This window comes from Paenarthrobacter sp. PAE-2, from assembly GCF_026013155.1.
In the GTDB taxonomy this organism is placed as follows: Bacteria; Actinomycetota; Actinomycetes; order Actinomycetales; family Micrococcaceae; genus Arthrobacter; species Arthrobacter ureafaciens.
In genome coordinates, this window is the sequence record NZ_JAPDNV010000001.1 from 53,200 (window position 1) to 78,761 (window position 25,562).

At 65.4% G+C, this 25,562-nt stretch carries 18 protein-coding genes and 1 pseudogene; 15 read left to right on the plus strand and 4 right to left on the minus strand.

Annotated elements, in window-relative coordinates; genetic code table 11:
- Positions 1 to 21: 21 nt before the first annotated feature.
- The gene (locus OCL88_RS00160) at positions 22 to 1,431 is read right to left on the minus strand and encodes an MFS transporter (RefSeq protein ID WP_021471410.1); all 1,410 of its coding nucleotides are present in this window, start codon (positions 1,429 to 1,431) and stop codon (positions 22 to 24) included.
- Between the two features lie 291 nt (positions 1,432 to 1,722).
- Here OCL88_RS00160 and OCL88_RS00165 point away from each other — a divergent pair, with 291 nt between their 5' ends.
- The 3 genes and pseudogenes from OCL88_RS00165 to OCL88_RS00175 all read left to right on the plus strand — a co-directional run bounded on the left by OCL88_RS00165 (position 1,723) and on the right by OCL88_RS00175 (position 6,895).
- The gene (locus OCL88_RS00165) at positions 1,723 to 3,132 is read left to right on the plus strand and encodes an MFS transporter (protein ID WP_264961181.1); all 1,410 of its coding nucleotides are present in this window, start codon (positions 1,723 to 1,725) and stop codon (positions 3,130 to 3,132) included.
- Positions 3,133 to 5,334 (plus strand): molybdopterin oxidoreductase family protein, encoded by a 2,202-nt coding sequence (locus tag OCL88_RS00170; RefSeq protein ID WP_264961182.1) that lies wholly within the window; start codon positions 3,133 to 3,135, stop codon positions 5,332 to 5,334. It begins immediately after the preceding gene.
- Positions 5,331 to 6,895 (plus strand): annotated as a pseudogene (locus tag OCL88_RS00175) (FAD-dependent oxidoreductase). The gene OCL88_RS00170 and the pseudogene OCL88_RS00175 overlap by 4 nt, the downstream one beginning before the upstream one ends.
- Positions 6,896 to 6,912: 17 nt before the next feature.
- On the opposite strand, the gene OCL88_RS00180 reads toward OCL88_RS00175, so the two are convergent.
- Positions 6,913 to 8,316, minus strand: a complete 1,404-nt coding sequence (locus tag OCL88_RS00180; RefSeq protein WP_264961183.1) for an NAD(P)H-quinone dehydrogenase — start codon at positions 8,314 to 8,316, stop codon at positions 6,913 to 6,915.
- Between the two features lie 144 nt (positions 8,317 to 8,460).
- Between OCL88_RS00180 and OCL88_RS00185 the strand changes: the two genes are divergently transcribed.
- From OCL88_RS00185 to OCL88_RS00205, 5 genes are all read left to right on the plus strand, one after another.
- A complete protein-coding gene (locus OCL88_RS00185; protein ID WP_264961184.1) occupies positions 8,461 to 9,261 on the plus strand; it encodes a purine-nucleoside phosphorylase in 801 nt (266 codons plus the stop codon).
- 270 nt (positions 9,262 to 9,531) lie between these two features.
- Positions 9,532 to 9,726, plus strand: coding sequence for a hypothetical protein (locus tag OCL88_RS00190; RefSeq protein ID WP_139126740.1), 195 nt, complete (start codon positions 9,532 to 9,534; stop codon positions 9,724 to 9,726).
- Positions 9,723 to 11,324: a glycoside hydrolase family 68 protein gene (locus tag OCL88_RS00195; RefSeq protein ID WP_166185280.1), complete on the plus strand. Its 1,602-nt coding sequence runs from the start codon at positions 9,723 to 9,725 to the stop codon at positions 11,322 to 11,324. Before OCL88_RS00190 ends, OCL88_RS00195 begins: the two co-directional genes overlap by 4 nt.
- Positions 11,325 to 11,426: 102 nt before the next feature.
- Positions 11,427 to 13,052, plus strand: a complete 1,626-nt coding sequence (locus OCL88_RS00200; protein ID WP_264961185.1) for a glycoside hydrolase family 32 protein — start codon at positions 11,427 to 11,429, stop codon at positions 13,050 to 13,052.
- 102 nt (positions 13,053 to 13,154) lie between these two features.
- Positions 13,155 to 14,918, plus strand: a complete 1,764-nt coding sequence (locus tag OCL88_RS00205) for a phospho-sugar mutase (RefSeq protein WP_264961186.1) — start codon at positions 13,155 to 13,157, stop codon at positions 14,916 to 14,918.
- Here the strand turns inward: OCL88_RS00205 and nirD are convergent.
- The gene (gene nirD, locus OCL88_RS00210) at positions 14,915 to 15,277 is read right to left on the minus strand and encodes a nitrite reductase small subunit NirD (protein ID WP_069694760.1); all 363 of its coding nucleotides are present in this window, start codon (positions 15,275 to 15,277) and stop codon (positions 14,915 to 14,917) included. The two genes, OCL88_RS00205 and nirD, sit on opposite strands and share 4 nt — an antisense overlap.
- Positions 15,278 to 15,559: 282 nt before the next feature.
- Between nirD and nirB the strand changes: the two genes are divergently transcribed.
- The 6 genes from nirB to OCL88_RS00240 all read left to right on the plus strand — a co-directional run bounded on the left by nirB (position 15,560) and on the right by OCL88_RS00240 (position 22,922).
- The gene (gene nirB, locus OCL88_RS00215; protein WP_264961187.1) at positions 15,560 to 18,187 is read left to right on the plus strand and encodes a nitrite reductase large subunit NirB; all 2,628 of its coding nucleotides are present in this window, start codon (positions 15,560 to 15,562) and stop codon (positions 18,185 to 18,187) included.
- Between the two features lie 9 nt (positions 18,188 to 18,196).
- Positions 18,197 to 19,231 (plus strand): uroporphyrinogen-III C-methyltransferase, encoded by a 1,035-nt coding sequence (gene cobA / locus OCL88_RS00220; protein WP_264961188.1) that lies wholly within the window; start codon positions 18,197 to 18,199, stop codon positions 19,229 to 19,231.
- A gap of 10 nt (positions 19,232 to 19,241) precedes the next feature.
- Positions 19,242 to 20,402, plus strand: coding sequence for a uroporphyrinogen-III synthase (locus tag OCL88_RS00225; protein WP_166185265.1), 1,161 nt, complete (start codon positions 19,242 to 19,244; stop codon positions 20,400 to 20,402).
- Between the two features lie 98 nt (positions 20,403 to 20,500).
- Complete coding sequence (locus OCL88_RS00230; RefSeq protein WP_043426374.1) at positions 20,501 to 20,869, plus strand: ArsR/SmtB family transcription factor; 369 nt, start codon at positions 20,501 to 20,503, stop codon at positions 20,867 to 20,869.
- Complete coding sequence (locus OCL88_RS00235; RefSeq protein ID WP_264961189.1) at positions 20,866 to 22,572, plus strand: SulP family inorganic anion transporter; 1,707 nt, start codon at positions 20,866 to 20,868, stop codon at positions 22,570 to 22,572. The genes OCL88_RS00230 and OCL88_RS00235 overlap by 4 nt, the downstream gene beginning before the upstream one ends.
- Positions 22,569 to 22,922: a zinc ribbon domain-containing protein YjdM gene (locus OCL88_RS00240; RefSeq protein WP_264961190.1), complete on the plus strand. Its 354-nt coding sequence runs from the start codon at positions 22,569 to 22,571 to the stop codon at positions 22,920 to 22,922. The genes OCL88_RS00235 and OCL88_RS00240 overlap by 4 nt, the downstream gene beginning before the upstream one ends.
- Positions 22,923 to 22,926: 4 nt before the next feature.
- On the opposite strand, the gene OCL88_RS00245 is transcribed toward OCL88_RS00240, so the two are convergent.
- Entirely contained in the window at positions 22,927 to 24,375 is a 1,449-nt protein-coding gene (locus OCL88_RS00245; RefSeq protein ID WP_264961191.1) for a sugar porter family MFS transporter, read from the minus strand.
- 138 nt (positions 24,376 to 24,513) lie between these two features.
- On the opposite strand from OCL88_RS00245, the gene OCL88_RS00250 reads away from it, so the two are divergent.
- Positions 24,514 to 25,521, plus strand: a complete 1,008-nt coding sequence (locus tag OCL88_RS00250; protein WP_264961192.1) for a LacI family DNA-binding transcriptional regulator — start codon at positions 24,514 to 24,516, stop codon at positions 25,519 to 25,521.
- The last annotated feature ends 41 nt before the right edge of the window (positions 25,522 to 25,562 follow it).

The following is a 25,562-nucleotide window of genomic DNA, read 5'->3' on the forward strand; positions in this document are numbered from 1 at the left end:
CCGGCGTCGTCATTGGGCTGCTTAGGCGACGTTGTTTTCGTAGTCCGTGTCCCGCGTTTCCTTGGACAGGAAGAGCGCGATGAGCGTGAGGACGGACATGATGCTCAGGTAGACACCTACCCAGAACGTGCTGCCATCGCCGAGTTCCCAGAGCCACACGGCAATGAACGGGGCCACGGCCGCACCCAGGATGCTGGAGACGTTGTAGCTGACTGCCGAGCCCGTGTAACGGACGTTGGTGGGGAACAGTTCCGGCAGGAGCGCACCCATTGGTCCGAAGGTCAGGCCCATCAGGGTGAAGCCAATGATCAGCAGTCCCATGGTTCCCACGAACCCTCCGCTGAAGAGCGGAACGAAGAGCAGGCCGAAGAGGAGGATGCCGGCCGTCACGGCCATGAGCATCTTGCGGCGGCCGAACTTTTCGGCGAGCGGTCCTGCCACGAGGGTGAAGATGCCGAAGAACACGACGCCGGCAATCAGCATCCACAGGAAGTCGTTGCGGGTGTAGCCGAGGCCCGGGATGAATGCCGCGGCTGCGGCTTCGGTCATGGGCTTGCCGGCCTTCTCCGCAGCCGCTTGGGCGCCTTCGAGGGTGGGCTTGGTGCCATAGGTGAGCGTGAACGTGGTCATCAGGTAGAAGAGCACGTAGGTGGCCAACATGATGAACGTGCCAAGGATCAGTTCGCGCCAGCTGCTCTTGAAAACGCGGCCGATGGGCAGCTTGGCCACTTCGTTGGACTCCACCACTTTGGTGAAGGCGGGGGTTTCGATGAGCTTGAGCCGGACGTAGAGTCCGATGATCACCATGACGGCGCTGAGCAGGAACGGCACGCGCCAGCCCCATGCCGCAAAGGCCTCCGGGGACAGGGTGTAGCTGAACACCAGGAAGATGACGTTGGCCAGGATGAAGCCGATCGGGGCTCCCAGCTGGGGGAAGGTGCCGTAGATGGCGCGCTTGTTGGCGGGTGCGTTCTCGGTGGCCAGCAGGGCGGCACCGCTCCACTCTCCGCCCAGCGCAAGGCCTTGTGCGAAGCGCATGACCACCAGCAGCGCCGGAGCCAGGATGGTCCACCCGGGGACTTCGGCCGTGGGGAGGCAACCGATCAGGAACGTGGCGATGCCCATGGTGAGCAGGGACGCCACGAGTGTTCCCTTGCGGCCGAACTTGTCACCGAAGTGGCCGAACACGATGGAGCCGAGCGGACGCGCTACGAAGGCCACGCCGAAGACGGCAAAGGAGCTCAGGAGCTGAGTGGTGGCATTCAGGTTCGGGAAGAACAGGCTGGGGAAGACCAGCACTGCGGCTGTGGCGTAGACGTAGAAGTCGTAGAACTCGATGGTCGTGCCGATGAGGCTGGCAACGATCACCCGTCCCCGCGAGTTCACCGGTGCAGTGGACCCGCTTCCCTGGGATGTAGCGGTGGAAGACATGTAAATGCAGCTTTCGTTCACGCCGGCCACGCACCAGGCGGCTGCCGGCGAAGGCGTATTTGAGAGTTCAATAATAGTTCCCGCAGTCCATCGACTGGACAATCATGTCCGCGATTCGGACAGGCTGGAAAATCTCACCCTGTGGGCCGCGCCACAACCTCACCATCGTCTCACGCAGCCGTGATGCCGCAGATAGGGAAATGTCACAGCACGTTTACAAAGGGCGACGGTCCGCGAAATGCGCGAAACCTACCTTGGAAGCACAACGTCCCCCACCAAGGAGGCACTCCCGTGACTGTTGACCGCACCGCAGAACTGGCACCCCACCAGTCCACTGCGACCACCACCCCCGCCCTTGAACACCGCCCCGGCCGCTGGATCGCCAACTGGGATGCCGAGAACAAGGAGCAGTGGGAGGCCGAAGGCCGGTCCATCGCCAAGCGCAACCTGTACTGGTCCATCTTCGCCGAATTCCTCGGCTTTGTTGTCTGGCAGCTCTGGTCGATCGTGGTCGTCCAGCTTCCCGCCGCCGGCTTCGCTTTCGACACCAACCAAATCTTCTGGCTCATCTCCATCCCCAGCCTGGTAGGAGCCACCCTCCGCATCCCCTACACGTTCATGGTTCCCAAGTTCGGCGGACGGAACTGGACCATCGTTTCGGCCCTGCTCCTCCTCATCCCCGCCTCGGGCCTGGCCATGTGCGTCTCCAACCCGGAAACGCCGTTCGGGGTCATGCTCCTCGTGGCAGCCCTCGCAGGCTTCGGTGGCGGCAACTTCGCCAGCTCGATGGCGAACATCACCTTCTTCTACCCCGCCCGCGAGAAGGGCTGGGCGCTGGGCCTGAACGCCGCCGGCGGAAACCTGGGTGCCGCCGTCGCGCAGTTGGTTGTTCCCATCGCCGTCACGGTACTGGCCGCCGGAACCGTCAACCTCCCCATGGCCGGCCTTATCTGGATCCCCCTGATCCTCGTCGCGGCGTTCGGTGCCTGGAAGTACATGGACAACCTCACCAGCGCCAAGGGGGACATTGCCGGATCCGTTGCGGCGCTGAAGGAACCGCATCTGTGGATCATGGCGTTCCTCTACATTGGCACCTTCGGTTCGTTCATCGGTTTCGCAGGCGTCTTCCCCAAGCTCATCAAGGACTACTTCCCGGAGTTCTCCTCCATCCACGTCGGAGCGGTGGCGCTGTCCCTGGCGTTCCTCGGTCCGTTGGTCGGCTCCCTGGCCCGTCCCTACGGCGGCCGGATGGCCGACCGGATGGGTGGAGCCCGGATGAGCATCACGGCGTTCGCATCCATGGCCGTCATCACGCTCACCATGATCTGGACGCTGCCGCTGAAGAACTTCTGGCTCTTCCTGGGCCTGTTCCTCCTGCTCTTTGTCTCCAGCGGTTTCGGAAACGGCGCCACGTACCGGATGATCCCGGTCATCTTCGCGACCTCCAGCCGGGCCGCCCGTTCCGGCGCCGGCAGCGCTGAAACCGCCCGGCTCGCGGCCTCGTCCCTGGGCCTGATCTCCGCGATCGGCGCCTACGGCGGATTCGTGATCCCCCAGGTGCTCAATGCCTCCAATACCGCTTCCGGTTCCTACACCCCGGCTTTCTACGGATTCGTCGCAGCGTACGTCCTGATGCTCACCGTGTGCTGGGCCTGCTACATCCGTCCCGCCCGGAAGCGCAACATGATCGGACACATCTAGATGCCCAACGGCGCCGATACCCACTGCCCCTACTGCGCGCTCCAGTGCGCCATGACGCTGACCCCTGCCCCGGACCACGGGGCGGGGGCAGCGCCCGCACCCGCCGCAGCGCCTGCCAAGCCCACCGCGCCCCTTGACGTTTCCGGACGCGACTTTCCCACCAACCGTGGGGGGCTGTGCCGCAAAGGCTGGACATCGGCGTCGTTGTTGAACCACAACGGCAGGGTCACGGAACCGCTGCTGAAAGGGTCCGACGGCGTCCACCAGCCCATCTCCTGGGAGCAGGCCCTGGCGCTGATCGTGGCTGCCGTGAAGGATACGCAGCGGCAGTACGGGAACGACGCCGTAGGAGTCTTCGGCGGGGGCGGCCTCACCAACGAGAAGGCCTACATGCTGGGCAAGTTCGCCCGCCTGGCCCTCCGCACCTCACGGATCGATTACAACGGCCGGTTCTGCATGTCCTCCGCAGCGGCTGCCGGTAACCGCGCGTTCGGCGTAGACCGGGGGCTGCCGTTCCCGGTGGCCGACCTTGATTCCGCGTCCGTCATCCTGATGCTCGGCTCCAACGTCGCCGAAACCATGCCTCCGTTCGTCCAGCACCTCCAGGGCGCACGGGACGCGGGCGGCTTGATTGTGGTGGACCCCCGCCGCTCGGCGACTGCCGCGTTCACGTCCGACGGCGGCGGCCTCCATTTGCAGCCGACGCCCGGTACCGATTTGGCCCTCCTTTTGGGCATCAGCCACGTGGTGGTCCATGAAGGCCTCGTGGATTCGGCCTTCGTGGAGGAGAAGACCTCCGGCTACGCCTCCGTGGTGCGCAGCTTGAACGCTTTCTGGCCGGAGCGCGTCCAAACGATCACCGGAGTTCCGGCCAACCTTATACGCGAGACCGCCCGGCGGCTGGCACAGGGCGCACGTGCCGGAGGCAGCTACATCCTTAGCGGCCGGGGCGTGGAACAGCACGTCGATGGTACTGACACCGCCACGGCCGCCATCAACCTCAGCCTGCTGTTGGGCCTGCCCGGCTCGGCCCGCAGCGGCTACGGCACCCTCACCGGGCAGGGCAACGGCCAGGGCGGCCGGGAACACGGCCAGAAGGCAGACCAGCTTCCCGGCTACCGCAAAATCACCGACCCCGCCGCCCGTGCCCACGTCGCCCGGGTGTGGGGCATCGATGAGTCGCTGATCCCCGGACCCGGCCTGCCCGCCGTCGAACTTCTTAAATCGTTGGGAAAGCCCGACGGCGTCCGGTGCCTTTTTGTGCATGGCGCCAACGTGGTGGTTTCGGCGCCCGACACCAATGCCGTCACTGCCGGGCTGCGTGCCCTCGACTTCCTGGTCGTGTGCGATTTCTTCATGTCGGAGACGGCTTTGGAAGCCGATCTGGTGCTTCCCGTGACCCAGTGGGCGGAAGAAGAAGGCACCCTGACCAACCTCGAGGGGCGGGTCATCCGGCGCCGGCGCGCGCTGACCCCTCCCCCGGGCGTCCGCAGCGAGCTGTGGCTCATGGCCCGGCTGGCTGAATTGCTCCAGGCTCCTTCAACGTTCAGCGACGACCCCGAGACGGTGTTTAGCGAACTCCGCCAGGCCTCTGCCGGCGGGCTGGCCGACTACTCCGGGATCGACTACGCCATGCTGGACCGCGGCGAGGCTGCGTACTGGCCCTACCCCGTGGGCAGCAATGGCACGCCTCGGCTGTTCACCGACCGTTTTGCCCATGCGGATGGCCGGGCCGTGATGGTCCCGGTAACTCCGTCCAAACGGGCCGTTCGCTCGTTTGCGGATGACTCGCTGGCCCTGGCAACCGGCCGCCTCCTGGAGCACTACCAGTCCGGCGCCCAGACCCGCCGCGTTGCGGAGCTGTTGGCGGCCCAACCCCAGGTCCGGCTGCTGATCCATCCTGCGACGGCTGCTTCACGCGGGATCACCGACGGCGACTACGCCACCGTGACCAACGAGCGCGGCGAAGTGCTGTGCCGCGCCGAACTGAGCAACGCCGTGCGGCCCGACACCGTGTTCCTGCCGTTCCACTTCCCCGGCCAGGAGAACGCCAACCGGCTCACGGAGGCCGCGACCGACCCCATCTCCGGCATGCCGGAATTCAAGACCAGCCGGGTATGGGTCCGGCGGGCAGCGTCCACCCCGGTTCCCGCGGTCCTTGCGGATGCGGGACTGCCCTTGCACTCCAAGGAGGCTTCATGAGCGAGCGCATTGTTGTTGTTGGATTCGGCCCCGTGGCCGCGAGGTTGGTGGAGGAACTGGTTCCTGCCGTCCGCTCCGGCCTGGTGCAACTGCTGGTTGTTGGGCAGGAGGCAGAAGCTGCCTACAACCGCGTGATGGTGGCTGAACTGGGCGTGGGACGTACTTCAGTGGAGGCACTGGCAATGGCCGACGCCGCGGAGCTGGAGGCTGCCGGAGTGCAGGTCCGCCTGGGTACCAAGGTCCGCCGGATCGACCGGGCCCGGCAGCACGTCGTGCTCTCGGACGGCTCCGCCGAACACTATGACCGGCTGGTCTTCGCGACAGGATCACGGCCCGTCATCCCCAACCTGACAGGTTTGAACCCGGATCCTGCCGGGCCGGTACTGCCCCCGGGCGTGATCACCCTCCGGGACCTCAATGACGCCGCCGTCCTCCGGGCAGCTGTGGCCGGACGCAAGCGGGTGGTAGTCCTCGGCGGCGGCGTGCTCGGCCTGGAGACGGCCCTCGCTGCCTCGGAAGAAGGGGCGCAGGCCACGGTGGTGCACAACGGCCCCTTCCCCCTGGGCCGCAGCATCGACCGCGGCAGCGGATCGGTCCTGACCAACAGCCTGGGGCCAGCGGCGTCCGCATGGCCGGCAATGCGCGCTCAACCGCAGTGGAAACGTCTGGTCCTGACGGTTCGTTCTCAGCCTTGCTCCTGGACGACGGCTCCGCGATCGACGGCGACCTCCTGGTTTTGTCCTGCGGCGTCCGTCCGCGCATCGGACTGGCCGAGGGCTGCGGCCTTCCGGTCGGCACGGGAATCCTGGTTGACCACCATCTGCGCACGTATCACGAGCCCCACATGTTCGCCATCGGCGACTGCGCGGAAGTGCGCTGCCCTGATGCTTCCTGCGTTGAGTGCCGGACAGCCGGCGGTCCTTCCGGCCTGGTGGGACCGGGGTGGCGCCAGGCGGAGTGGTTGGCCGACTACCTGCTGGTCCTGGCACGCGACGGTCAGGAGGCAGCCGATGCCCTTGAACCGCTCGCCACCGAGAAACCGGGTGTTATTGTCCTGAAGGCCCGTGGCATCAACCTGGCCCTGGCCGGAGACAACCAGGCCGATCCCTGGGATGACGAACTCCTCGAAGCCGGGGCCGTGGCCGGACGCGCCCGTCGGCAAGTGTCGCAATGGGCGGATCCGGAACACGGACGCTACGTCAAGATGACCACTCGCGGCGGAGTGCTGGAAGGGCTCGTCGCCGTCGGAATGCCCCGGACCGCGGCCGAGCTCGTGGTGCTTTTCGAGCGTGCCTCGGAACTCCCGGCGGACCGCTCGCTGCTGCTGCGCCTGGATGGACCTGACCAGCTGGACGGGGCCAACGCCAACAGCAACGACCCCCAACGCACGGTGTGCCGGTGTGCAGGAGTCAGCGCCGCCAGCATCGGGGATTCTGTGGAGGACGGTTGCTCCACCGTGGCCGAGGTTTCCAAGGCCACCCGTGCCGGAACCGGATGCGGCGGCTGCCACGATGACATCAAGGGCCTCATCGAGAAGCACTTCCAGGCGGCGGCTGCCTGAGCCTGGCCCGCCGCCGGCTACATGTGTACGTGCAGGCGCCGGGCGGCTTCCGAGATGGATCCGGTCAGCGACGGGTACACCGTGAAAGTGCTGGCGACGTCGTCGACGTGGAGCTTCTGCGCCACGGCCACGGAGATCGGGAAAATCAGCTCGGAGGCGTTCGGCCCCACCACAACGCCGCCAATGACAGTGCCGGAACCCTTGCGGGCGATGATCTTGACGAAGCCATCCTTGGTGTTGCGCATCTTGGCACGGGCATTGCTCAGCAGGGACAACATCACAACATCGCCCTGGTACTTGCCGGACGCAAGATCCGCCTCGGACACACCCACGGAGGCGATCTCCGGGGACGTGAAGATATTGGAAGCCACCTGGTTGAGCTTGAGGGGCTTCACGCCGTCACCCATGAAGTGGGCAATGGCGATCCTGCCCTGCATCGCGGCGACGGAAGCCAAAGCGAACACGCCCGTGCAGTCGCCGGCAGCGTAGATGTTGGGGGCTGTGGTGCGGGAAACACCGTCAACCTTGATATGCCCGGACTCCGTCACGGCCACGCCGGCTTCTTCCAGCCCGATCCCCGCGGTGTTCGGAATGGAACCAACACAGACCAAGCAGTGGGAGCCTGTCACTTCCGATCCGTCACCCAAGATGACCTTCACGCCGTCGTCCGTCCGCTCAACCGCATTGGCCCGGGAACGGGACAGGACGCGCACGCCGCGACGTTCAAAAACACCTTCAAGGAGCTTGGCGGCATCGGTGTCCTCGCCCGGGAGGACCTGGTCGCGGCTGGAGATCAGCGTGACCTTGGAACCCAGGCCGTTGTACGCAGACGCGAACTCGGCGCCCGTAACACCGGAACCCACCACGATCAGTTCCTCGGGGAGTTCATCCAGGTTGTAGATCTGTGCCCAGTTCAGGATGCGCTCGCCGTCGGGCTTTGCCGTTGGAAGTTCGCGGGGGTGGGCGCCGACGGCCAGGAGGATGGCGTCTGCCTCGATGGTGCGCGTGCCCTCAAGGGTGAGGACCTCAATGGTGTTGTTGTCCAGCAGCTTTCCGGATCCAATGACGATGTCAACGCCCAGGCGCTCAAGGCCTGCACGGATGTCGTTGGACTGGCCCCGCGCAAGGTTCAGGACGCGGTCATTGATGTGCTTGAGGTCTGCATGCGGCTTGGACGCGGAATCGTCAAACTTGACGCCCAGCTCATCGGCTTCGCTGACACGCGTCATCAGGTCTGCGGTGGCGATGAGGGTCTTGGAGGGCACGACGTCGGTCAGCACCGCAGAGCCGCCGAGGCCGGCCCGCTCGATGATGGTGACTTTCGCACCGAGGGAGGCAGCCACCATGGCAGCTTCGTATCCGCCGGGACCACCTCCCAGGATCGCGATTCGGGGGGAACTGAAATCAACTTGGGTGGTCACAATTCCCAATTCTCGCGTATCCATGCCCATGCTGCCAGTCAGCCCAGCCTCACCCTCCATGGCGGCCTCCGATGAGGCCGGACGCGTCCCTACCGGTTTGGCGCGCGCGCAAGGTAGCTTGTACCAGTGAGTAACACTGAGCTGATGAACACAGACCCCTTCGAAGCCGCCAAAGCCGCCGCCGACTACATCGCGTCCGAGACCGGCGTCGAGTCCCACGACGTCGCCCTGGTTTTGGGCTCCGGTTGGGCTGAGGCCGCCAACCTGATCGGCGAGACCACCGCCACGTTGAACGCCTCGGAGGTTCCCGGCTTCCACAAGCCCGCCGTAGTTGGCCATGTGGGCACCATCCGCTCGGTCCTCACCACCGAGGGCAAGCGCGCACTGGTCCTGGGCGCACGGACGCACTTTTACGAGGGCCGGGGCGTCCGGTCCGTCGTCCACGGCGTTCGGACAGCAGCAGCCGCGGGGTGCAAGACACTGGTCCTTACCAATGGTTGCGGCGGACTCAATGAGGACTGGAAGCCCGGCACACCCGTACTGATCAGCGACCACATCAACCTCACCGCCACATCTCCCTTGGAGGGCGCCACCTTCGTGGACCTCACCGACCTCTACTCCGCACGGCTCCGCGACCTGGCCCGTGAAGTGGATCCCTCCCTGCAGGAAGGCGTCTACGCACAGTTCACCGGACCGCACTACGAGACGCCGGCCGAGGTCCAGTACGCCAAGCGCATCGGCGCCGACCTTGTGGGCATGTCCACGGCCTTGGAAGCCATCGCGGGACGGCACGCCGGCATGGAGGTCTTCGGCATCTCACTGGTGACCAACCTCGCCGCGGGCATCAGCCCCGTGCCCCTGAGCCACGCCGAAGTCCTGGAAGCGGGCGAAGCGGCGGGCAAGCGGATATCGACCTTGCTGGCGGGGATCATCGCGAAGCTGTAGCGGACCCCCAATAAATCTGCAGTAGGCACCCAACTGGGTCGCATTACTGCGCGTTTAGAACGTTCAAAACGCGCACTGCTGCGACTCAGTTGGGTGATTGGGGTCAGGAAAGTCCCGGAATAAATCTGCTTTAAGACGCAACATTTGATTCCTCATCTTCATCCGTGGCACGCGCGCGTGTTGGCAATGTAAGCGCTTGCACCACCAGCGCCACCGCCGCCTTCGGGAGGAAGAAACAGGCTTTGCACTCGCGCCTCACACGTGTTTAGCGTGGAGACAGTTCCGGTAAGTCGACGTGCCGGGACAACTCCGGCGGTCACCGAATCCGGCCCGCCGCACCTCGAAACGATGGCGTCCCTCGATGACGCCACCAGCGGATCGACGGACGCCTCGGCTGAGGACTCCCTCATCAAGGGAATCCTTGCCTCCACGAAGTCCAACACTCCGCGAGAAGAGCAAGCATGAACACGCACCCAAGCCCGTTACGGCCGCGCCGCCGTTTGCGAAAGGCAGCCGCCGTCGCAGCGGCGGCAAGCGTTGCTGGCAGCATCCTGCTGGTAACGCCTGCCGCACAGGCCAACCTCCCTGCCGATCCGCCGTCGAGCACCATGCCGGCGCCCACCCCCGGTTTCCCGCTGCCGTCCGTCCACACGCAGCAGGCCTACGATCCGGCAGCCGACTTTACGTCCAAGTGGACCCGCGCCGACGCCAAGCAGATCATGGCGCAGAGCAACCCCAACGTTGCTCCGGGACAGAACTCCATGAGCCCCAACGTCACCATGCCGGAAATCCCCAAGGACTTCCCCGCCATGAACGACGACGTGTGGGTCTGGGACACCTGGTCCCTGACTGACGAGAATGCCAACCAGATCAGCTACAAGGGCTGGGACGTCATCTTCTCGCTGGTCGCCGACCGCCACGCCGGCTATGGTTTCGACCAGCGCCACTGGAACGCCCGGATCGGCTACTTCTTCCGCAAGACCAACGCCGACCCCGCCAAGGACAAGTGGAACTACGGCGGACACCTGTTCCTGGACAACACGTCCATCGGCAACACCGAATGGTCCGGCTCCACGCGCCTGATGCAGGGCAACAAGATCAACGTCTTCTACACGGCCACCACCTTCTACGATGTGGCTGAACGGAACGCCGGCGGCGGCGGAATTGCTCCCGACGCCGTCATCGCCAAGGCGCTGGGGAACATCCACGCCACCAAGGACGGCGTGACGTTCGACGGCTTCCAGCACACGAAGCTGCTTGAGCCGGACGGAAAGCTCTACCAGAACAAAGCCCAGAACCCGGGCTTCGCCTTCCGTGATCCGTACACCTTCGCCGACCCGGCACACCCCGGCAAGACCTTCATGGTGTTCGAAGGCAACACCGGCGGCAACCGCGGCGCGTACAAGTGCAAGCAGGAAGACCTCGGCTACCGCCCGGGCGATCCCCACGCAGAAACCGTGGACCAGGTGAACAGCACCACCGGCGCCTGGTACCAGACCGCGAACGTCGGACTGGCTGTGGCGGACAACAAGGACCTCACCAAGTGGAGCTTCCTGCCGCCGATCCTGTCCGCCAACTGCGTCAACGACCAGACTGAGCGCCCGCAGATCTACATCCAGAACGAGAACGGCAAGAACAAGTACTACCTGTTCACCATCAGCCACCAGTTCACCTACGCAGACGGAATGCGCGGCCCCGATGGCGTCTACGGCTTCGTCGGCGACGGCGTCCGCTCCGACTACCAGCCGGTTAACAACAGCGGCTTGGCTTTGGGTTCCCCCACGGACCTGAACATGCCCGCCAACGCGCCCGAAGGTCCGGACCCGCGCCAGAACGGCCGGCAGTTCCAGGCGTACTCGCACTACGTTCAGCCGGGCGGCCTGGTGCAGTCGTTCATCGACAACGTGGACGGCGTCCGCGGCGGCTCCCTGTCCCCCACCGTGAAGATGAACTTCAAGGCCGGCGTGACGCAGGTGGACCGCAGCTTCGGCAAGAACGGCCTCGGCCCGTTCGGCTACCTGCCCACCAACAAGCGCGTGGGCGGCGAAGGCCTCTACAAGTAACACCGGCCACCGGCCGGCAAGACCGGCCATGAGCCACGGCTGGTGTGCCCGGACCACCACCTCCGGGCACACCAGCCACCCCCCAACCCCAGGATCTTCCCCATGACTTTTCCCAGCCATCACCTGTCCCGCCGCAACCTGCTGGCGGCAAGCGCCGCCGTCGTGGTGTCCTTCGCGGCCGCCTCGTGCACGCCTCCGCGCGGCAATGAAAGCCCGACGCCGGTCCCCGCCTCCCGCGGTCCCAGGCCGTCCGCTTCGGATCCGTGGCGCCCGGCGGTCCACCTGACAGCCGAAAGGAACTGGCTCAACGACCCCAACGGCCTGGTGTACCACGACGGCACCTACCACGCCTTCTACCAGTACAACCCGCGCGGAAACTCGTGGGGCAACATGTCCTGGGGCCACTCCACCAGCAAAGACCTGGTGCATTGGGAACAGCAGCCTGTGGCCTTGGAGGCCAGCGTGGACGAGGAAATCTTCTCCGGCTGCATCGTGGTGGATACCAACAACGCCTCCGGCCTTGGCTCCGCACAGAACCCGCCCCTGGTGGCCCTCTACACCAGCGCCTACGGCAAGAACGGGGCGCTTCCCCAGGGAGCGCAGGCGCAGTCGGCCGCGTACAGCACCGACGGCGGAACCACCTGGCAAAAGCACCGCGGCAACCCCGTGTTGAACCTTGAGCCCACCAACAACAACTTCCGCGATCCCAAAGTCACCTGGTACGAGCCTGGCCGCTACTGGGTCATGACCACCGTGGTGGCCGACGCGCAGGTCGTCAAACTGTTCAAGTCCACCGATCTCCTGCACTGGGACTTCCTGAGCGACTTCTCCGGTGTCGGAGCACAGGGCGGCCTGTGGGAAGTGCCCGAACTCCTTCAGATGAGCGTCGAAGGCTCCACGGCCAAGAAGTGGGTCATGCTGCTCAGCATCAACCCCGGCGGTATTGCCGGAGGATCGGGCATGCAGTACTTTGTGGGCGAATTCGACGGCACACGGTTTACCGCTGAGGACGCCGCCGCACCCGATGCCCCGCTGCAGGAATCGCAATGGCTGGACTACGGCGCCGACTACTACGCTGCGAACTCCATTTCCGGAGCTCCCGGCGGCAAGCCGGTTCTGCTCGGCTGGATGGGCAACTGGGACTACGCCCAGCACGTTCCCACCACACCGTGGCGCGGTGCCATGGCGATTCCGCGCGAGTTGACCTTGGTGCGCGGCGAAAAGCGGTTCGAACTGCGCTCCGGCATCGCGGCCGCAGCACGGGAGGTCTTGGAGCGCGGTGAGGAAAAGAGCAGGAACCTCACCGTGTCCTCCGGAATCGAAGATCTTGGGACGGACTTCGCCGGGCGGACGCAGCTCATGGACCTCGAACTGGACCTCGGCACGGCCAGGGAAGCAGGAATCCTGCTCCGGCACTCCGCTGATGCCAAAGCCGGCCTGCGGATCTCGTATGAGAAGGACTCCGGCACGCTCAAGGTGGACCGCTCGAACGCCGGAACCAGCAACTTCTCCGAGAAGTTCAGTCCCTACCACCAGGTGACCGTCCGCCCTGCTGAGGGCAAGGTGCGCCTGCGGATCCTCCTGGATACGTCGTCTGTGGAGGTATTCGCCCAGGACGGCCAGGCTGTTTTCACTGATGCCTTCTTCCCGGATTGGGACCACGTGGGCGCCTCCGTCTTTAGCACGGAGGGCGAAGCGGCGTTCGCGGTGCGGTCGCGGGCTCTCTAGTTTGTGCTGAGGGGTGAGATCCCGGCATTTACGACCCCCCGTAATGCCGGGATCTCACCCCTCGTTGCCTGTCAGGGCCGGATTGAGGATAGTTTTGTGCTTATGACCTCGAGCGATGCCGCACTTGAACAGCTGATCCGCGACGCCCGCCAGTGGGCTGACGAGGACCCGGATCCTGCCACCTCCGCGACGCTCCGCGACCTGCTCACCCTCGCTTCCGAAGGTGACGCGGTGGCGGCGCAAGAGCTCGGAGACAGCTTCAGCGGCACACTGCAGTTCGGCACGGCCGGCCTCCGTGCAGCGCTCGGGCCAGGACCGAACCGCATGAATCGCGTGGTGGTACGCCGTGCCGCCGCAGGGTTGGCAGCCTTCCTGGTTGACGCGGTTGGTGCTGCTTCGCCGGGAACCCGGCCGCGCGCCGTCGTCGGTTTCGATGCCCGCCACAACTCCGACATCTTCGCCCGGGAGACGGCAGCCATCTTCGCTGCCGCCGGCATCGAGGCGTTCCTCATGCCGGCAGCGCTCCCGACGCCGATCCTCGCCTATGCGGTCCGCGCCCTGGATTGCGACGGCGGCGTGATGGTCACAGCCAGCCACAACCCTCCGCAGGACAACGGTTACAAGGTGTACCTGGGACGGCATGCAGTGCCGGAAAGCGGCCGGGGAGCACAGATCGTCGCGCCGTACGACGCTGAAATCGCGGCGAAAATCGATGCCGTGGGTCCGCTGTCCTCGATTGTTCTGGCCGGGGACGGATGGACGGTGCTACCGGAATCGATCGCTGCGGACTACGAAGACGCCGTCGCCGGGCTGGTGGACAGGGTGCACTTCCCGGCCCGCGACCTCAAGATCGTCCTGACTCCCATGCATGGCGTGGGTGGTGACACTGCCGTTTCGGTCCTGAAGGCAGCAGGCTTCGATGACGTCACGCTCGTGGCAGAGCAGGCCCGCCCCGACCCCGACTTCCCCACTGTCGCGTTCCCCAACCCTGAGGAACCGGGCGCGTTGGACCTGGCGCTGGCTGCCGCCGAAGAGCTGGGCGCGGACATCGTGCTGGCCAACGACCCCGACGCCGACCGTGCCGCGGTTGCCGCGCTGGACCCTGCCACCGAGGCTTGGCGCATGCTGCGCGGCGATGAGGTGGGCGCCCTCCTGGGAGCGCACACGGTGGCCCGGCTTGCCGCCAAGGCCGGCGAGTCCGCAAAGGCCGGCGACGATGGAGCCGAGGGAGTCTTCGCCAACTCGATCGTCTCCTCCAGGCTGCTCTCCCGCATCGCCGCCACCGCCGGCTACGCCCACCAGGAAACACTGACCGGTTTCAAGTGGATCTCGCGTGTTCCGGGCTTGCTTTACGGGTACGAGGAAGCGCTCGGCTACTGCGTCGCGCCGGACCTGGTCCGGGACAAGGACGGAATCTCCGCAGCCGTGTTGATCGCGGAGATGGCCGCCGCTGCCAAGGCTGAAGGCAAGACCGTTTTTGACACCCTCGATGAGCTGTACCTTGTGCACGGACTGCATGCGAGCGACCAGTTGAGCATCCGCGTGGCAGACCTCGGTTTGCTGGATGCCATGATGAACCGCTTGCGGGTCAACCCGCCTGAAGCGTTCGGGGGTTCCGCCGTCGAGGTCTTTACGGACCTTGCCGAAGGCAGCGAAGCCCTGCCGCCCACCGACGGCCTGCTGTACCTGACGCGGGGCCACAGCCGCGTGATCATCCGGCCCAGCGGCACGGAGCCAAAACTGAAGTGTTACCTGGAGGTCATCCAGGCTGTGGAGTCGGCGGCGGAACTTCCTGCTGCCCGCCAGGCAGCGCGGACATCCCTGGATAACGTCCTCAAGGATGTCCGCGAAGCGCTGGGACTCTAGAGTTCAACCTCGATGTAACCGTCAACGACGCGCGTGGCGAAGGTTGCCAGTTTCAGTTCCGGGTTGGTGAAGCACTCGCCGGTTTCGAGGTCGTAGACCTCCTTGTGCAGCGGCGAGGCAATGGTGGGCCGGCTGCCCCGGGAACCGATGATGCCGCGTGCCATGACGTTGGCGAACGTGGCGGGGTCCTGCTGCACGACGGCGTAGACCTCACCGGGCGCCGTACGGAACAGCGCTACCTGGCGGCCGTCGATCAGTGCTGCCTCGCCCCACGCCGGCTCAAGCTCATCCAGCGGGCACACGCGGTGCCATGTGCCGGTGGTGGCCAGGTCCTCTGCACGGTCAAGAATTACGGTCATGTCAACCCCTCTCACAGTGTCCGGGTGCTGGCACTTTCCACCGTCACTCCCCCGGACCGGGCCACGCCTGCGGCCACTCTCCAAAGCTAGGACGCCACTGTTTCAGCCGGAGTCCCGCATTGTGTCCGATGGGTAAAAGAGACCTCACACCCTGCGAAATGCGTTCGTGATGCAGAAGTTAAGATCACGAAACAAAAGGGAAACTGAAGTGAAACTGCCCGTCCCTAGGCTGAATTCACAAGTTGCGGAGATCCGTCTGCGACATTTGCGAAAGGCCCACCAGTGACCGGACACACTTCAAGCACAGAGAACCCGCGCCGCATCGTCGTTGTCGGAGGCGGCCCTGCAGCCCACCGCTTTGCCGATGCCATGTACAACCGCGGTCTCGAAGGCTGGCAGGTTACCGTCCTCACCGAGGAAGCCCACCTCCCCTATGACCGCGTGGCGTTGAGCAAGGCGCTGACCGAGACCGGCGTGGACCTTACCTTGGGCGAGGCGTCCATGTGGGACCACCCGGCCCTGACGCTCAAGACCGGCGAGCGCGCCGTCAAGATCGACGCTGAAGCCAAGAGCGTCCTCACCGCATCGGGCAACAAATACGAATACGACGAACTGGTGGTCGCTTCCGGCTCGGACGCAGCGCGGCTCCCCATCCCCGGCGCTGAGCACACCCACGTTTACCGCACCCTCGAGGACGTCTGGGCCATCAACAAGGCCATCGCGGACCTGGGAGCCAAGCTCGGCCGCAGGGTCAACGCCGTGACGATCGGCGGCGGCCTGTTGGGACTGGAATCCGCTGCCGGCACCGAGCAGCTGGGCGCCAACCCGATCGTCATCAACGGCTCCCCATGGCTCATGAACACCCAGCTGGACGAAGGCGCCGGCCAGGCCCTCGGCAGGTTGATCGAGGCCAAGGGCTTTGAAGTCCACGGCGGCGTGTTCCCGTCCGAGGTACTGACCGACGACGACGGCCAGGTCACCGGGGTGCTGATGGCGGACGGCCGCACCATCCCTGCCGACCTGGTGATCGTGGCAATCGGCGTGAAGCCCCGCGACGACCTTTTCCGCGCAGCCGAAGGCGAGGAGCAGCTCTTCAGCCTGGGCCAGCGCGGCGGCGTGGTCATCAACGACTTCTGCGCCACCGAAGTGGACAACATCTGGGCCATTGGCGAGGTAGCGAACTTCGGCGGCATGTGCCTTGGCCTGGTAGCCCCGGCCAACACCATGGCGGAGATCGTGGCCGACCGGCTGCACGGCGGCGAGGCGACGTTCCCGGGCTTCGACACGGCCACCAAGCTCAAGCTCTCCGGTGTGGATGTGGCCAGCTTCGGTGATGCCTTCGCCAAGACCGAGCATGCTTTGGAAATCGTCTACGCCGACCCCGCCCGGGGTGTCTACCAGAAGATCGTGACCACCGATGATGCCAAGACCCTCCTGGGCGGCATCTTCGTGGGCGACGCCTCCCCGTACATGAGCCTGCGCCCCTTGCTCGGCCGGGAACTGCCCGCCGAGCCCGGCGCCTACTTGAGCGCAGCCGGCGGCGGCGAAGCTCCCGAGACCGAGCTGCCGGATGATGCGATCCTGTGCTCCTGCAACAACGTGGCCGCAGGTTCCATCCGTGACGCCATCAACGGCTGCGGCAGCTGCGAAGGAAACGCCCCCGTCCAGGAACTGGGCGGCTTGAAGGGCTGCACCCGCGCCGGTACCCAGTGCGGTTCCTGCGTGCCGATGCTCAAGAAACTCCTGGAAGGTGAACTGAAGAAGTCCGGCATCGAGGTCTCCAAGGCCTTGTGTGAGCACATCAGCCTTTCCCGCCAGGAACTGTTCGAGACCATCCGTGTCCTGGAGCTGACCTCCTTCGAGGACATCATGGCCAAGTACGGCGCGGGTGAAGGCTGTGATATCTGCAAGCCGACCATCGCCTCCATCCTCGCCAGCCAGCACTCCGCGTACGTGCTCGATGCCGGCCGCGGCACTCTGCAGGACACCAATGACCGGGCCTTGGCCAACATGCAGAAGGACGGCACGTACTCGGTGGTTCCGCGCATCGCAGGCGGCGAGATCACCCCCAAGGGCCTCGGCGTCATCGCCGCTGTTGCCGAGAAGTACGGCCTCTACACGAAAATCACCGGCGGACAGCGCATCGACATGTTCGGTGCACGCCTGGAGCAGCTTCCCGATATCTGGAAGGAACTGGTGGATGCCGGTTTCGAGTCCGGCCAGGCATACGGCAAGAGCCTGCGCACGGTGAAGTCCTGCGTCGGTTCCACCTGGTGCCGCTTCGGCGTCCAGGACTCCGTGCAGATGGCCATCGCGCTGGAACTGCGGTACCGCGGCCTCCGCAGCCCGCACAAGCTGAAAATGGGCGTCTCCGGCTGCGCCCGTGAATGCGCCGAGGCCCGGGGCAAGGACGTTGGCGTGATCGCCACCGCCGACGGCTGGAACCTGTATGTGGGCGGCAACGGCGGTGCCACCCCTGCCCACGCCCAGTTGCTGGCCAAGGACCTGGACGACGACACACTCATCAAGTACATCGACCGCTACCTTATGTACTACATCCGCACTGCGGACCGCCTCCAGCGCACCGCCCGGTGGCAGGAAGAGCTCGACGGCGGGCTGAAGCACGTTGAGGACGTGGTGGTTCACGACTCCCTTGGCATCGCCGCAGAGCTTGAGGCAGCCATGGCCAAGCACATCGACACCTACGAGGACGAATGGGCCGAGACCCTGAAGGATCCGGAGCGCCTCCGCCGTTTCCGTTCCTTCGTCAACGCCCCCAACCAGAAGGACGACTCCATCGCGTTTGTTCCCGAGCGCGGCCAGATCCGTCCGGCAACCCATGAGGAAAAGGGCGCCGTACTCATCGCCTCCACCATCCCGGTCCGCAGCACTGCCGGCGCAGAGAACTAGGGGAATTCCATGCAGCTCACCATCGACCTCACCGGCCGGGACGTCCTGGTCACCGGCTCGGACGTGACCGCCCGCCAGGCAGTACGCCGCTACGAGCAGGCAGGTGCCGCCGTGTACCGGCTCAGCGCTCCGGCCGGCGCGGCTTCCGACGGCCCGCTCCCCGAGCGTCCGTTCCTGGTGGCAGCAGTGGACGACGGCGACGACGGCTGGCTTCCGCTGCTGGAACGCTGCCGCGAGGCCGGAATCCCGGTGGCACATGAACCGGCTGCGGGTCCGGAGGGCCACGTCACCCTGGTCGGCGGCGGACCCGGCGCGCTGGATTTGTTGACCGTGGGCGCCGTCGCCGCCCTGCGCGATGCCGACGTCGTGTTCTACGACCGGCTGGCCCCTTACCAGGAACTGGCCGCTTGGACCTCTGCCGAGTTGGTGGACGTTGGAAAGCAGCCCGGGCATCACAAGGTGACGCAGCGTGACATCGAGAAGCTCATGGTGGAAGCGGCCCTGCTGGGCAGGAACGTGGTCCGGCTCAAGGGCGGTGACCCGTACGTGTTCGGCCGTGGCGGGGAAGAAGTGGCAGCATGCGTTGCCGCGGACGTTCCGGTGCGGGTGATTTCCGGTGTCACCAGCGCCATTTCCGTCCCGGCTGCCGCCGGAATTCCGGTGACCCACAGGGAAGTAAGCCACATGTTCACCGTCGTCTCCGGCCATGCGCCGCTGACCGAGAAGGAGCACCTGCACCTGGCCGGGCTGGGCGGCACCATTGTGGTCCTCATGGGGATCGGCACCCTGCCCCAGCTCGCGGCAGGCCTTCGCCGCGCCGGCATGGAACCGGACATGCCCATGGCCGTTGTGGAGCGCGGGTACCGCCCCGGACAGCGCACTACCATCGCTGATCTGGGTACCATCGAAACGGCAGCTACGGGCTGCAGCAACCCGGCCGTGCTGGTCATCGGCGAGGTAGTCAGGGTTGCCGAGGCCAACCGTAGCCATGCCGATGCGTCCGCTGAACTGAGCCGCCTGGCGGCTTCGCTCCTTGAAGCCTGAAGGTAATTCCATGACTGTTGCACACGCCCTCGACTCCGTGACCCCGTCGGCAGAACCGTCCGAGGCTACGGATTCCGCTGATTTGCCGTTGAATGGTTTTCGCATCGGCGTCACCTCGCACCGCCGCTCACGGGACCTCATCGAAGCCTTGGAACGCCGCGGCGCCAGCGTGCTCCACGCCCCGGCGCTGAAGATAGCCCCCGTCCAGGAAGACCTGGTGCTCATCGAGGATACGCGCACCATCATCGAAGCCCGGCCGGACATCTGCATCGCGACCACCGCGTACGGCATGCGCCGCTGGTGCGAGGCCGCTGACTCGTTCGGCATTGGCGAGCAGCTCCTGGAAACCCTTGCGGCGTGCCGGATGTTCGTCCGGGGACCGAAAGCCCGCGGCGCCGTCCGCGCGGCCGGTCTTGCCGACGTCGGAATCAGCAGTGACGAAACCACGGCAACGCTGGTGGACATGCTCCTGGCCGAGGGGGTCCGCGGCAAGACCGTCGCCGTGCAGCTGCACGGCTACACGGATGTTCGGCAGCTGGAGCGGCTGCGCATGTCCGGCGCCACGGTCCTCACCGTCACCCCGTACCGGTGGGTCAAGCCCGACGGCGAGGACAAGCTGCCGCGCCTGATCGAGGCCGTGGTGGGCGGGAACCTTGACGTCCTCACCTTCACCAGCGCCCCTGCGGTGGATGCGATGTGGAGCACGGCCCACGAGATGGGCCTGTACCGCCAGCTGATCGAGGCCCTGAAGGGACCGGTAACCGTGGCGGCAGTGGGTCCCGTGACCGCCCAGCCACTCGTCGACGCCGGACTGTCGCCCCTGATCCCGGACCGCTACCGGATGGGTGCCTTGATCCGGTTGGTGACCGAGCATCTGTCCCTGAACCACGTCCGCCGCCTGGAAACGAAGAGTGCCACGATCGAGCTGCGTGGCCGCTGCCTGCGCATCAACGGCGAAGTGGTGGAGCTTGCCCCCGCCCCGCTCTTGCTGCTCCGCGCCCTTCTGGGTGCCGGCGGTGCCGTGCTCTCGCGTGAGGCGTTATCGGACCTCCTGGACCTCCGTGGTTCCGTCCACGCGCTGGACATGACAGTGAGCCGGCTGCGCTCGTCCCTTCCGGACCCCAAGCTCGTTGAAACTGTCGTGAAGCGCGGGTACCGGCTGCGCGCCTAGGTTCCGGGCTCATCCTTCTCCCCCTCTCCGCGTACGCCTGATACACTAATTGATGAATTCATCAATTAGTCAATCAGTGCGTATTGGAGATGAGCCTCGTGGCCTATTCAGATGCCCGGGCACCGCTGTATGAGGTCAAAGCCAACTTGTTCAAGGGCTTGGCGCACCCGGTGCGCATCCGGGTCCTTGAATTGCTGGCCGAAGCCCCCGAGGTATCGGTAACGGACCTGTTGTCCGCCACCGGCCTGGAAGCCTCCCATTTGTCGCAGCACCTCTCGGTCTTGCGGCGGTATCAGCTGGTGGTGTCCGAACGGCGCGCTTTGCAGATGTTCTACTCCCTGGCCTACCCGCAGGTGGCCGAGCTGTTGACGGTGGCCAGATCCTTGCTTGGTGAGATCCTGCGCACCACGCGGGACAACCTCGAATCCTCCGATGCTGCAGAGGCATTTCCGGGCGGCACGCCGTGAACACCCTCCACGGCGGCTTGGCTGCCGCCCGGGCATTATTGCCGGGCCGGGGCGACTATGCCGGGCTGCGTGCGTCCTGGCGTTCTGACCTTGTGGCCGGCCTGACAGTAGGAATCGTGGCATTGCCGTTGGCGTTGGCCTTCGGCGTCAGTTCAGGTGCCGGAGCGGCCAGTGGTTTGATTACGGCAGTGGTTGCCGGCCTGGTAGCGGCAGTGTTTGGCGGTTCGCACGTCCAGGTTTCGGGCCCCACCGGGGCGATGGTTGTTGTCCTCGCCCCGGTGATAGCCGCCCACGGACCGGGCGCCCTCGCCGCCGTTTCAGTGCTGGCCGGATTGATTGTCCTGGCTGCAGGGGCGTTGAAACTGGGCCGCGTGGTGACGTTCCTTCCCTGGCCCGTGATCGAGGGCTTCACGGTGGGCATTGCGGCCATTATCTTCCTCCAGCAAGTGCCTGCTGCCCTGGCAACTGACGGCGGTGACTCCACCAATGCCGTGCTGGCCGCAGTGCACGCCGCAGGTGCCGTGAACTCCGCCGGAGCGGGATGGGTTTCGACCGGCGCGTCCCTGGGGATCGTGGCCGTAGTGGCGGCGGTCATGGTGCTGGCCCCGAAGATCCATCCCCGCCTGCCCGGGTCCTTGGTGGCGATCGTGCTGGCCAGCGTTATTGCCGAAGTCTTTGCGCTTCCGGTGGCCAGGATCGGCGCACTGCCCACCAGCTTGCCGGCCCCGGCGCTTCCCGTGCTGAACATGGAGGTTCTGTCCGCGCTGGTTGGTCCGGCGGCAACCATCGCTGCGCTTGCGGCCATCGAATCCTTGCTCTCGGCGAGGGTTGCGTCCTCGATCTCCGACACCGGCGCCTACGATGCCGACCGGGAATTGTTCGGCCAGGGGCTGGCCTCGATCGCGTCCGGGTTCTTTGGCGGCATGCCTGCCACCGGTGCCATCGCGCGGACCGCCGTGAATATCCGTTCCGGAGGCCGGACCAGGGCGGCAGCCATTACCCACGCCCTGGTGCTGTTGGCCGTCGTCTACCTGGCAACCAGCGTGGTGTCCCGCATCCCCTTGGCAGCGTTGGCCGGGGTCCTGATGGTGACGGCGGCCCGGATGGTCTCGCTGCCGACGCTGCGGGCGGTGATCGGCTCCACACGGGCTGACACGATCGTCTTCTTCGTCACCGCCGTCATCACGGTCTCGTTCGACCTGATCGAGGCTGTGGAAATCGGCATCGTCGTTGCCGCCTTCTTCGCCTTGCGTTCCCTGGTGCGCTCCTCCGGTGTCCACCGGGAAGAAATCCCCGGCCCCATCGTGGACGGCGATGAACACATTGCACTGTTCCGCCTTGACGGTGCCTTGTTTTTCGGCGCCGCCGAACGCGTGCTCGAACGCGTCACCGACATCCGGAACGTCGACGTCGTCATCCTCCGGATGTCCCAGTTGCAGATCCTGGACGCCACCGGGGCCCGCGTCATCACTGACATCATCCAGGCTTTGGAGCGGCGCGGGATCACCGTCCTGATCAAAGGCATCCAGGACAGGCACCTGCATTTGGCCACGAAGGTTGGCGTGATTGAGTCCCTTCGCCACCATAAACACCTGTTCAGCGACCTTCCAGCCGCCGTCGAACACGCACGCAGCCACGTCAGCCGGGCCGCTGCAGCACGAACGGCTCAAGCAGCCACCGAGAGAAAGAAAACCGAACCATGAGTGAATCCCTGCCCCCGTGCCCCGAGTGTTCCAGCGGGTACACCTACCAAATGGGCGAGCTGCTCGTCTGCCCCGAATGCGCCCACGAATGGGAGCCCCACGGCGAAGACCCCGACGCCGGCGCCGCGGAGAGGCCGATCAAGGACGCGGTTGGAAACGTTCTCAACGACGGCGACACTGTGACCATCATCAAGGACCTGAAGGTCAAGGGCAGCCCGACCTCCATCAAAGTGGGCACCAAGGTGCGCAACATCCGCTTGGTGGATGGCGTGGGCGATCACGACATCGACTGCAAGGTGGACGGCTTCGGTCCGATGCAGCTGAAGTCGAGCGTCGTGAAGAAGGCCTGACCGGCTACTTCTTGTGCACCAGGTAGATGGCGCCCGTGGTGACATCTTCCTCGAGTGCTTCAAGCGTGCGGCCGCGGGTTTCCGGAACCTGCGTGAAGATGAAGATGAGGGCCGCGATGCCCACCACGCCGAACAGGAAGAACGTTCCCGTGATGCCTACTCCGGCCACGAGTGTGGGGAAGAACAGGCCCAAGAGTGCGTTGGCGATCCAGAGGCAGAACACCGAAAGTCCGATCGCAAAGCCGCGGACATGCAGCGGGAAGATCTCGGACAGCATCACCCACACCGCGATGTTGAGGAAGGTCTGCATGGAACCCACGAACGCCACCACCAGGAAGAGGATCACGAACGGCCGCGCCTCGTTGCCGACCGGCAGGAGGATCGACGCTATGCCGATCAGGAAGTGGCAGATGGTGGTGAGCGTGAAACCAAGCAACAGCGTGGTGCGGCGGTTGATGCGCTGCATCAACGTCAGGGCGATGACACCACCGACGACGGCGATCACGCCGGGCGCGATGTTGGCGATCAGTGCGGCGCTGGAGTCAAAGCCGGCTTCCACGAGCACGGACTGTCCGTAGTACATGATCGAGTTGATACCGGTCAGCTGCTGTGCGACGCCCAGGCCGATGCCCACCAGGATGATGCGCAGGATCCACTTGTCCTTCAATGCCGCCCATGAAGTAGCCTTCGAAGCCTTCTCTTCATCGGCCAGGTGCTTGACGTCGGCCATCTCGGCCTCGGCGCGGTCTTCGGAGCGGATGGTCTTCAGGACAGCAAGCGCCTCGGCGGACCGGCCCTTCGAGATGAGCCAGCGGGGTGATTCGGGCATCCGCAGCATGCCGAAGAACAAGGCAATGGCCGGCAAGGCGGCAACGGCGAGCATAATGCGCCACACCCCGCCGAATTCGCCCCAGATGTTGCCGATGATGGCGTTGACCACGAACGCGGCGAGCTGGCCGATGACGATCATGAGCTCATTGCGGCCGGCCAGGGACCCGCGGATCTCGTACGGTGCCAGCTCGGCGAGGAACACGGGAACAACGGTGGACGCGCCGCCAACGGCGAGGCCAAGGATGATGCGGCCCAGGACCATGACTTCGAAGCCCGGAGCAAAGACGCACGCCAGCGTTCCGAGGAAGAAAAGGGTGGCCAGCAGGATGATGGTCTTCCTGCGGCCCCAGCCGTCGGAAAGCCTTCCGCCCGCCACCGCTCCTGCGGCCGCGCCGAAGAGCAGCGAGCTGGTGACGATTCCTTCCGTCAACGGCGTCAGGGAAAGGTCCACCGTCATTGGCCGGAGGGCTCCGTTGATGACGCCGGTGTCGTAACCAAACAGAAGGCCGCCGAACGTGGCGACCAGGGCTACCAGGCCCAACCGCTTACGGTGTGGGCCGTTCGTCAGCGGAGGCAACACCGCATTATGCGCACTCTCCCGCTGCGTTTGCGTAGCAGACATCAGGACTCCTTTGTCATTGTGTTGCGGGTCATACCCACCCGCTCTGAAACAAGACTAACGCGCGAAAGGCTTAAATGTAAGGTCAAACTAACAAATGACTTTAATTGTTCGGTTTTGTGTCCATGGCAGGATGAAGCCATGGCTTCCGACCGTCCTCCACGTCCGGCCACGCAAAGCGATGTCGCACGCGAGGTTGGAGTATCCCGCACGCTCGTTTCATTTGCCTTCCGCGGCGCGCCCGGGGTGAGCGATGAAACCAAGCAGGCCATTTTCGCCGCCGCCAAACGTCTGGGGTACCGGCCCAACGCAGTAGCCGCCGACCTTGCGCGCAAACACCGCTCCGCCGTCGGGCTTTACCTCCTGGACATCCGCAATGAAATCTACGCCGATATCCTCAGCGGCGTCCGCACAGCGCTCTCCCAGGAGCCCAATAGGCTGATCCTCAGCGTCTCGCGCTCCGTAGACGGCGAGGACCGCGGTGCCGTGGAGTCGTTGATCGAAGCCCGGGTGGGAATCATCATCGCCGCCACACTGCTGGATCCGGACGAAGCCGTCCATGAGATGGCCGCCTCGGTGCCGCTGGTCAGCGTCACGCGACCGGTGGCCGGCGTGGACAGCGTCTACTCCGATGACTCTTTCGGGGCACGCGCCGCGGTGGAGCATCTGTTGACGCTGGGACACACACGGATAGCCCACCTGGCGGGCCCTGCCCATGACGGGCACGTGGTTCGTCGCCGATCCTATGAGCAGGCAATGCGCCGGGCCGGCCTCGCGCCGCAAACATTGTGCGCGGACGATTTCACGCAGGAATCCGGGCACCGGGCCGCAGCACGCCTTTTGGGGCAGGCCGACCGGCCCACCGCGATTTTCTGCCACAACGACCAGCTGGCACTCGGTACCCGGGAAGCTGCCTACGCCATGGGCCTGTCGATCCCCCGGGATTTGTCCCTCATCGGCTATGACAATTCACGGACCGCGGGGCTGCACGGCATCGACCTGACCTCCGTGGACCTCCACGCCGCCCGGCTCGGGGAAGCCGCAGGCCAGGTTGCCCTGGAACGCCTCCGCAACCCCGAGGCACCGGCTGCCGACCGCCGTTTCACTCCCCGCCTGGTGGCGCGGAGCTCGACGGCGCGTCCCGCGTGAGTTTCCGGCCACCTCGCCGACTCCGGTGACTTCGCCGACTT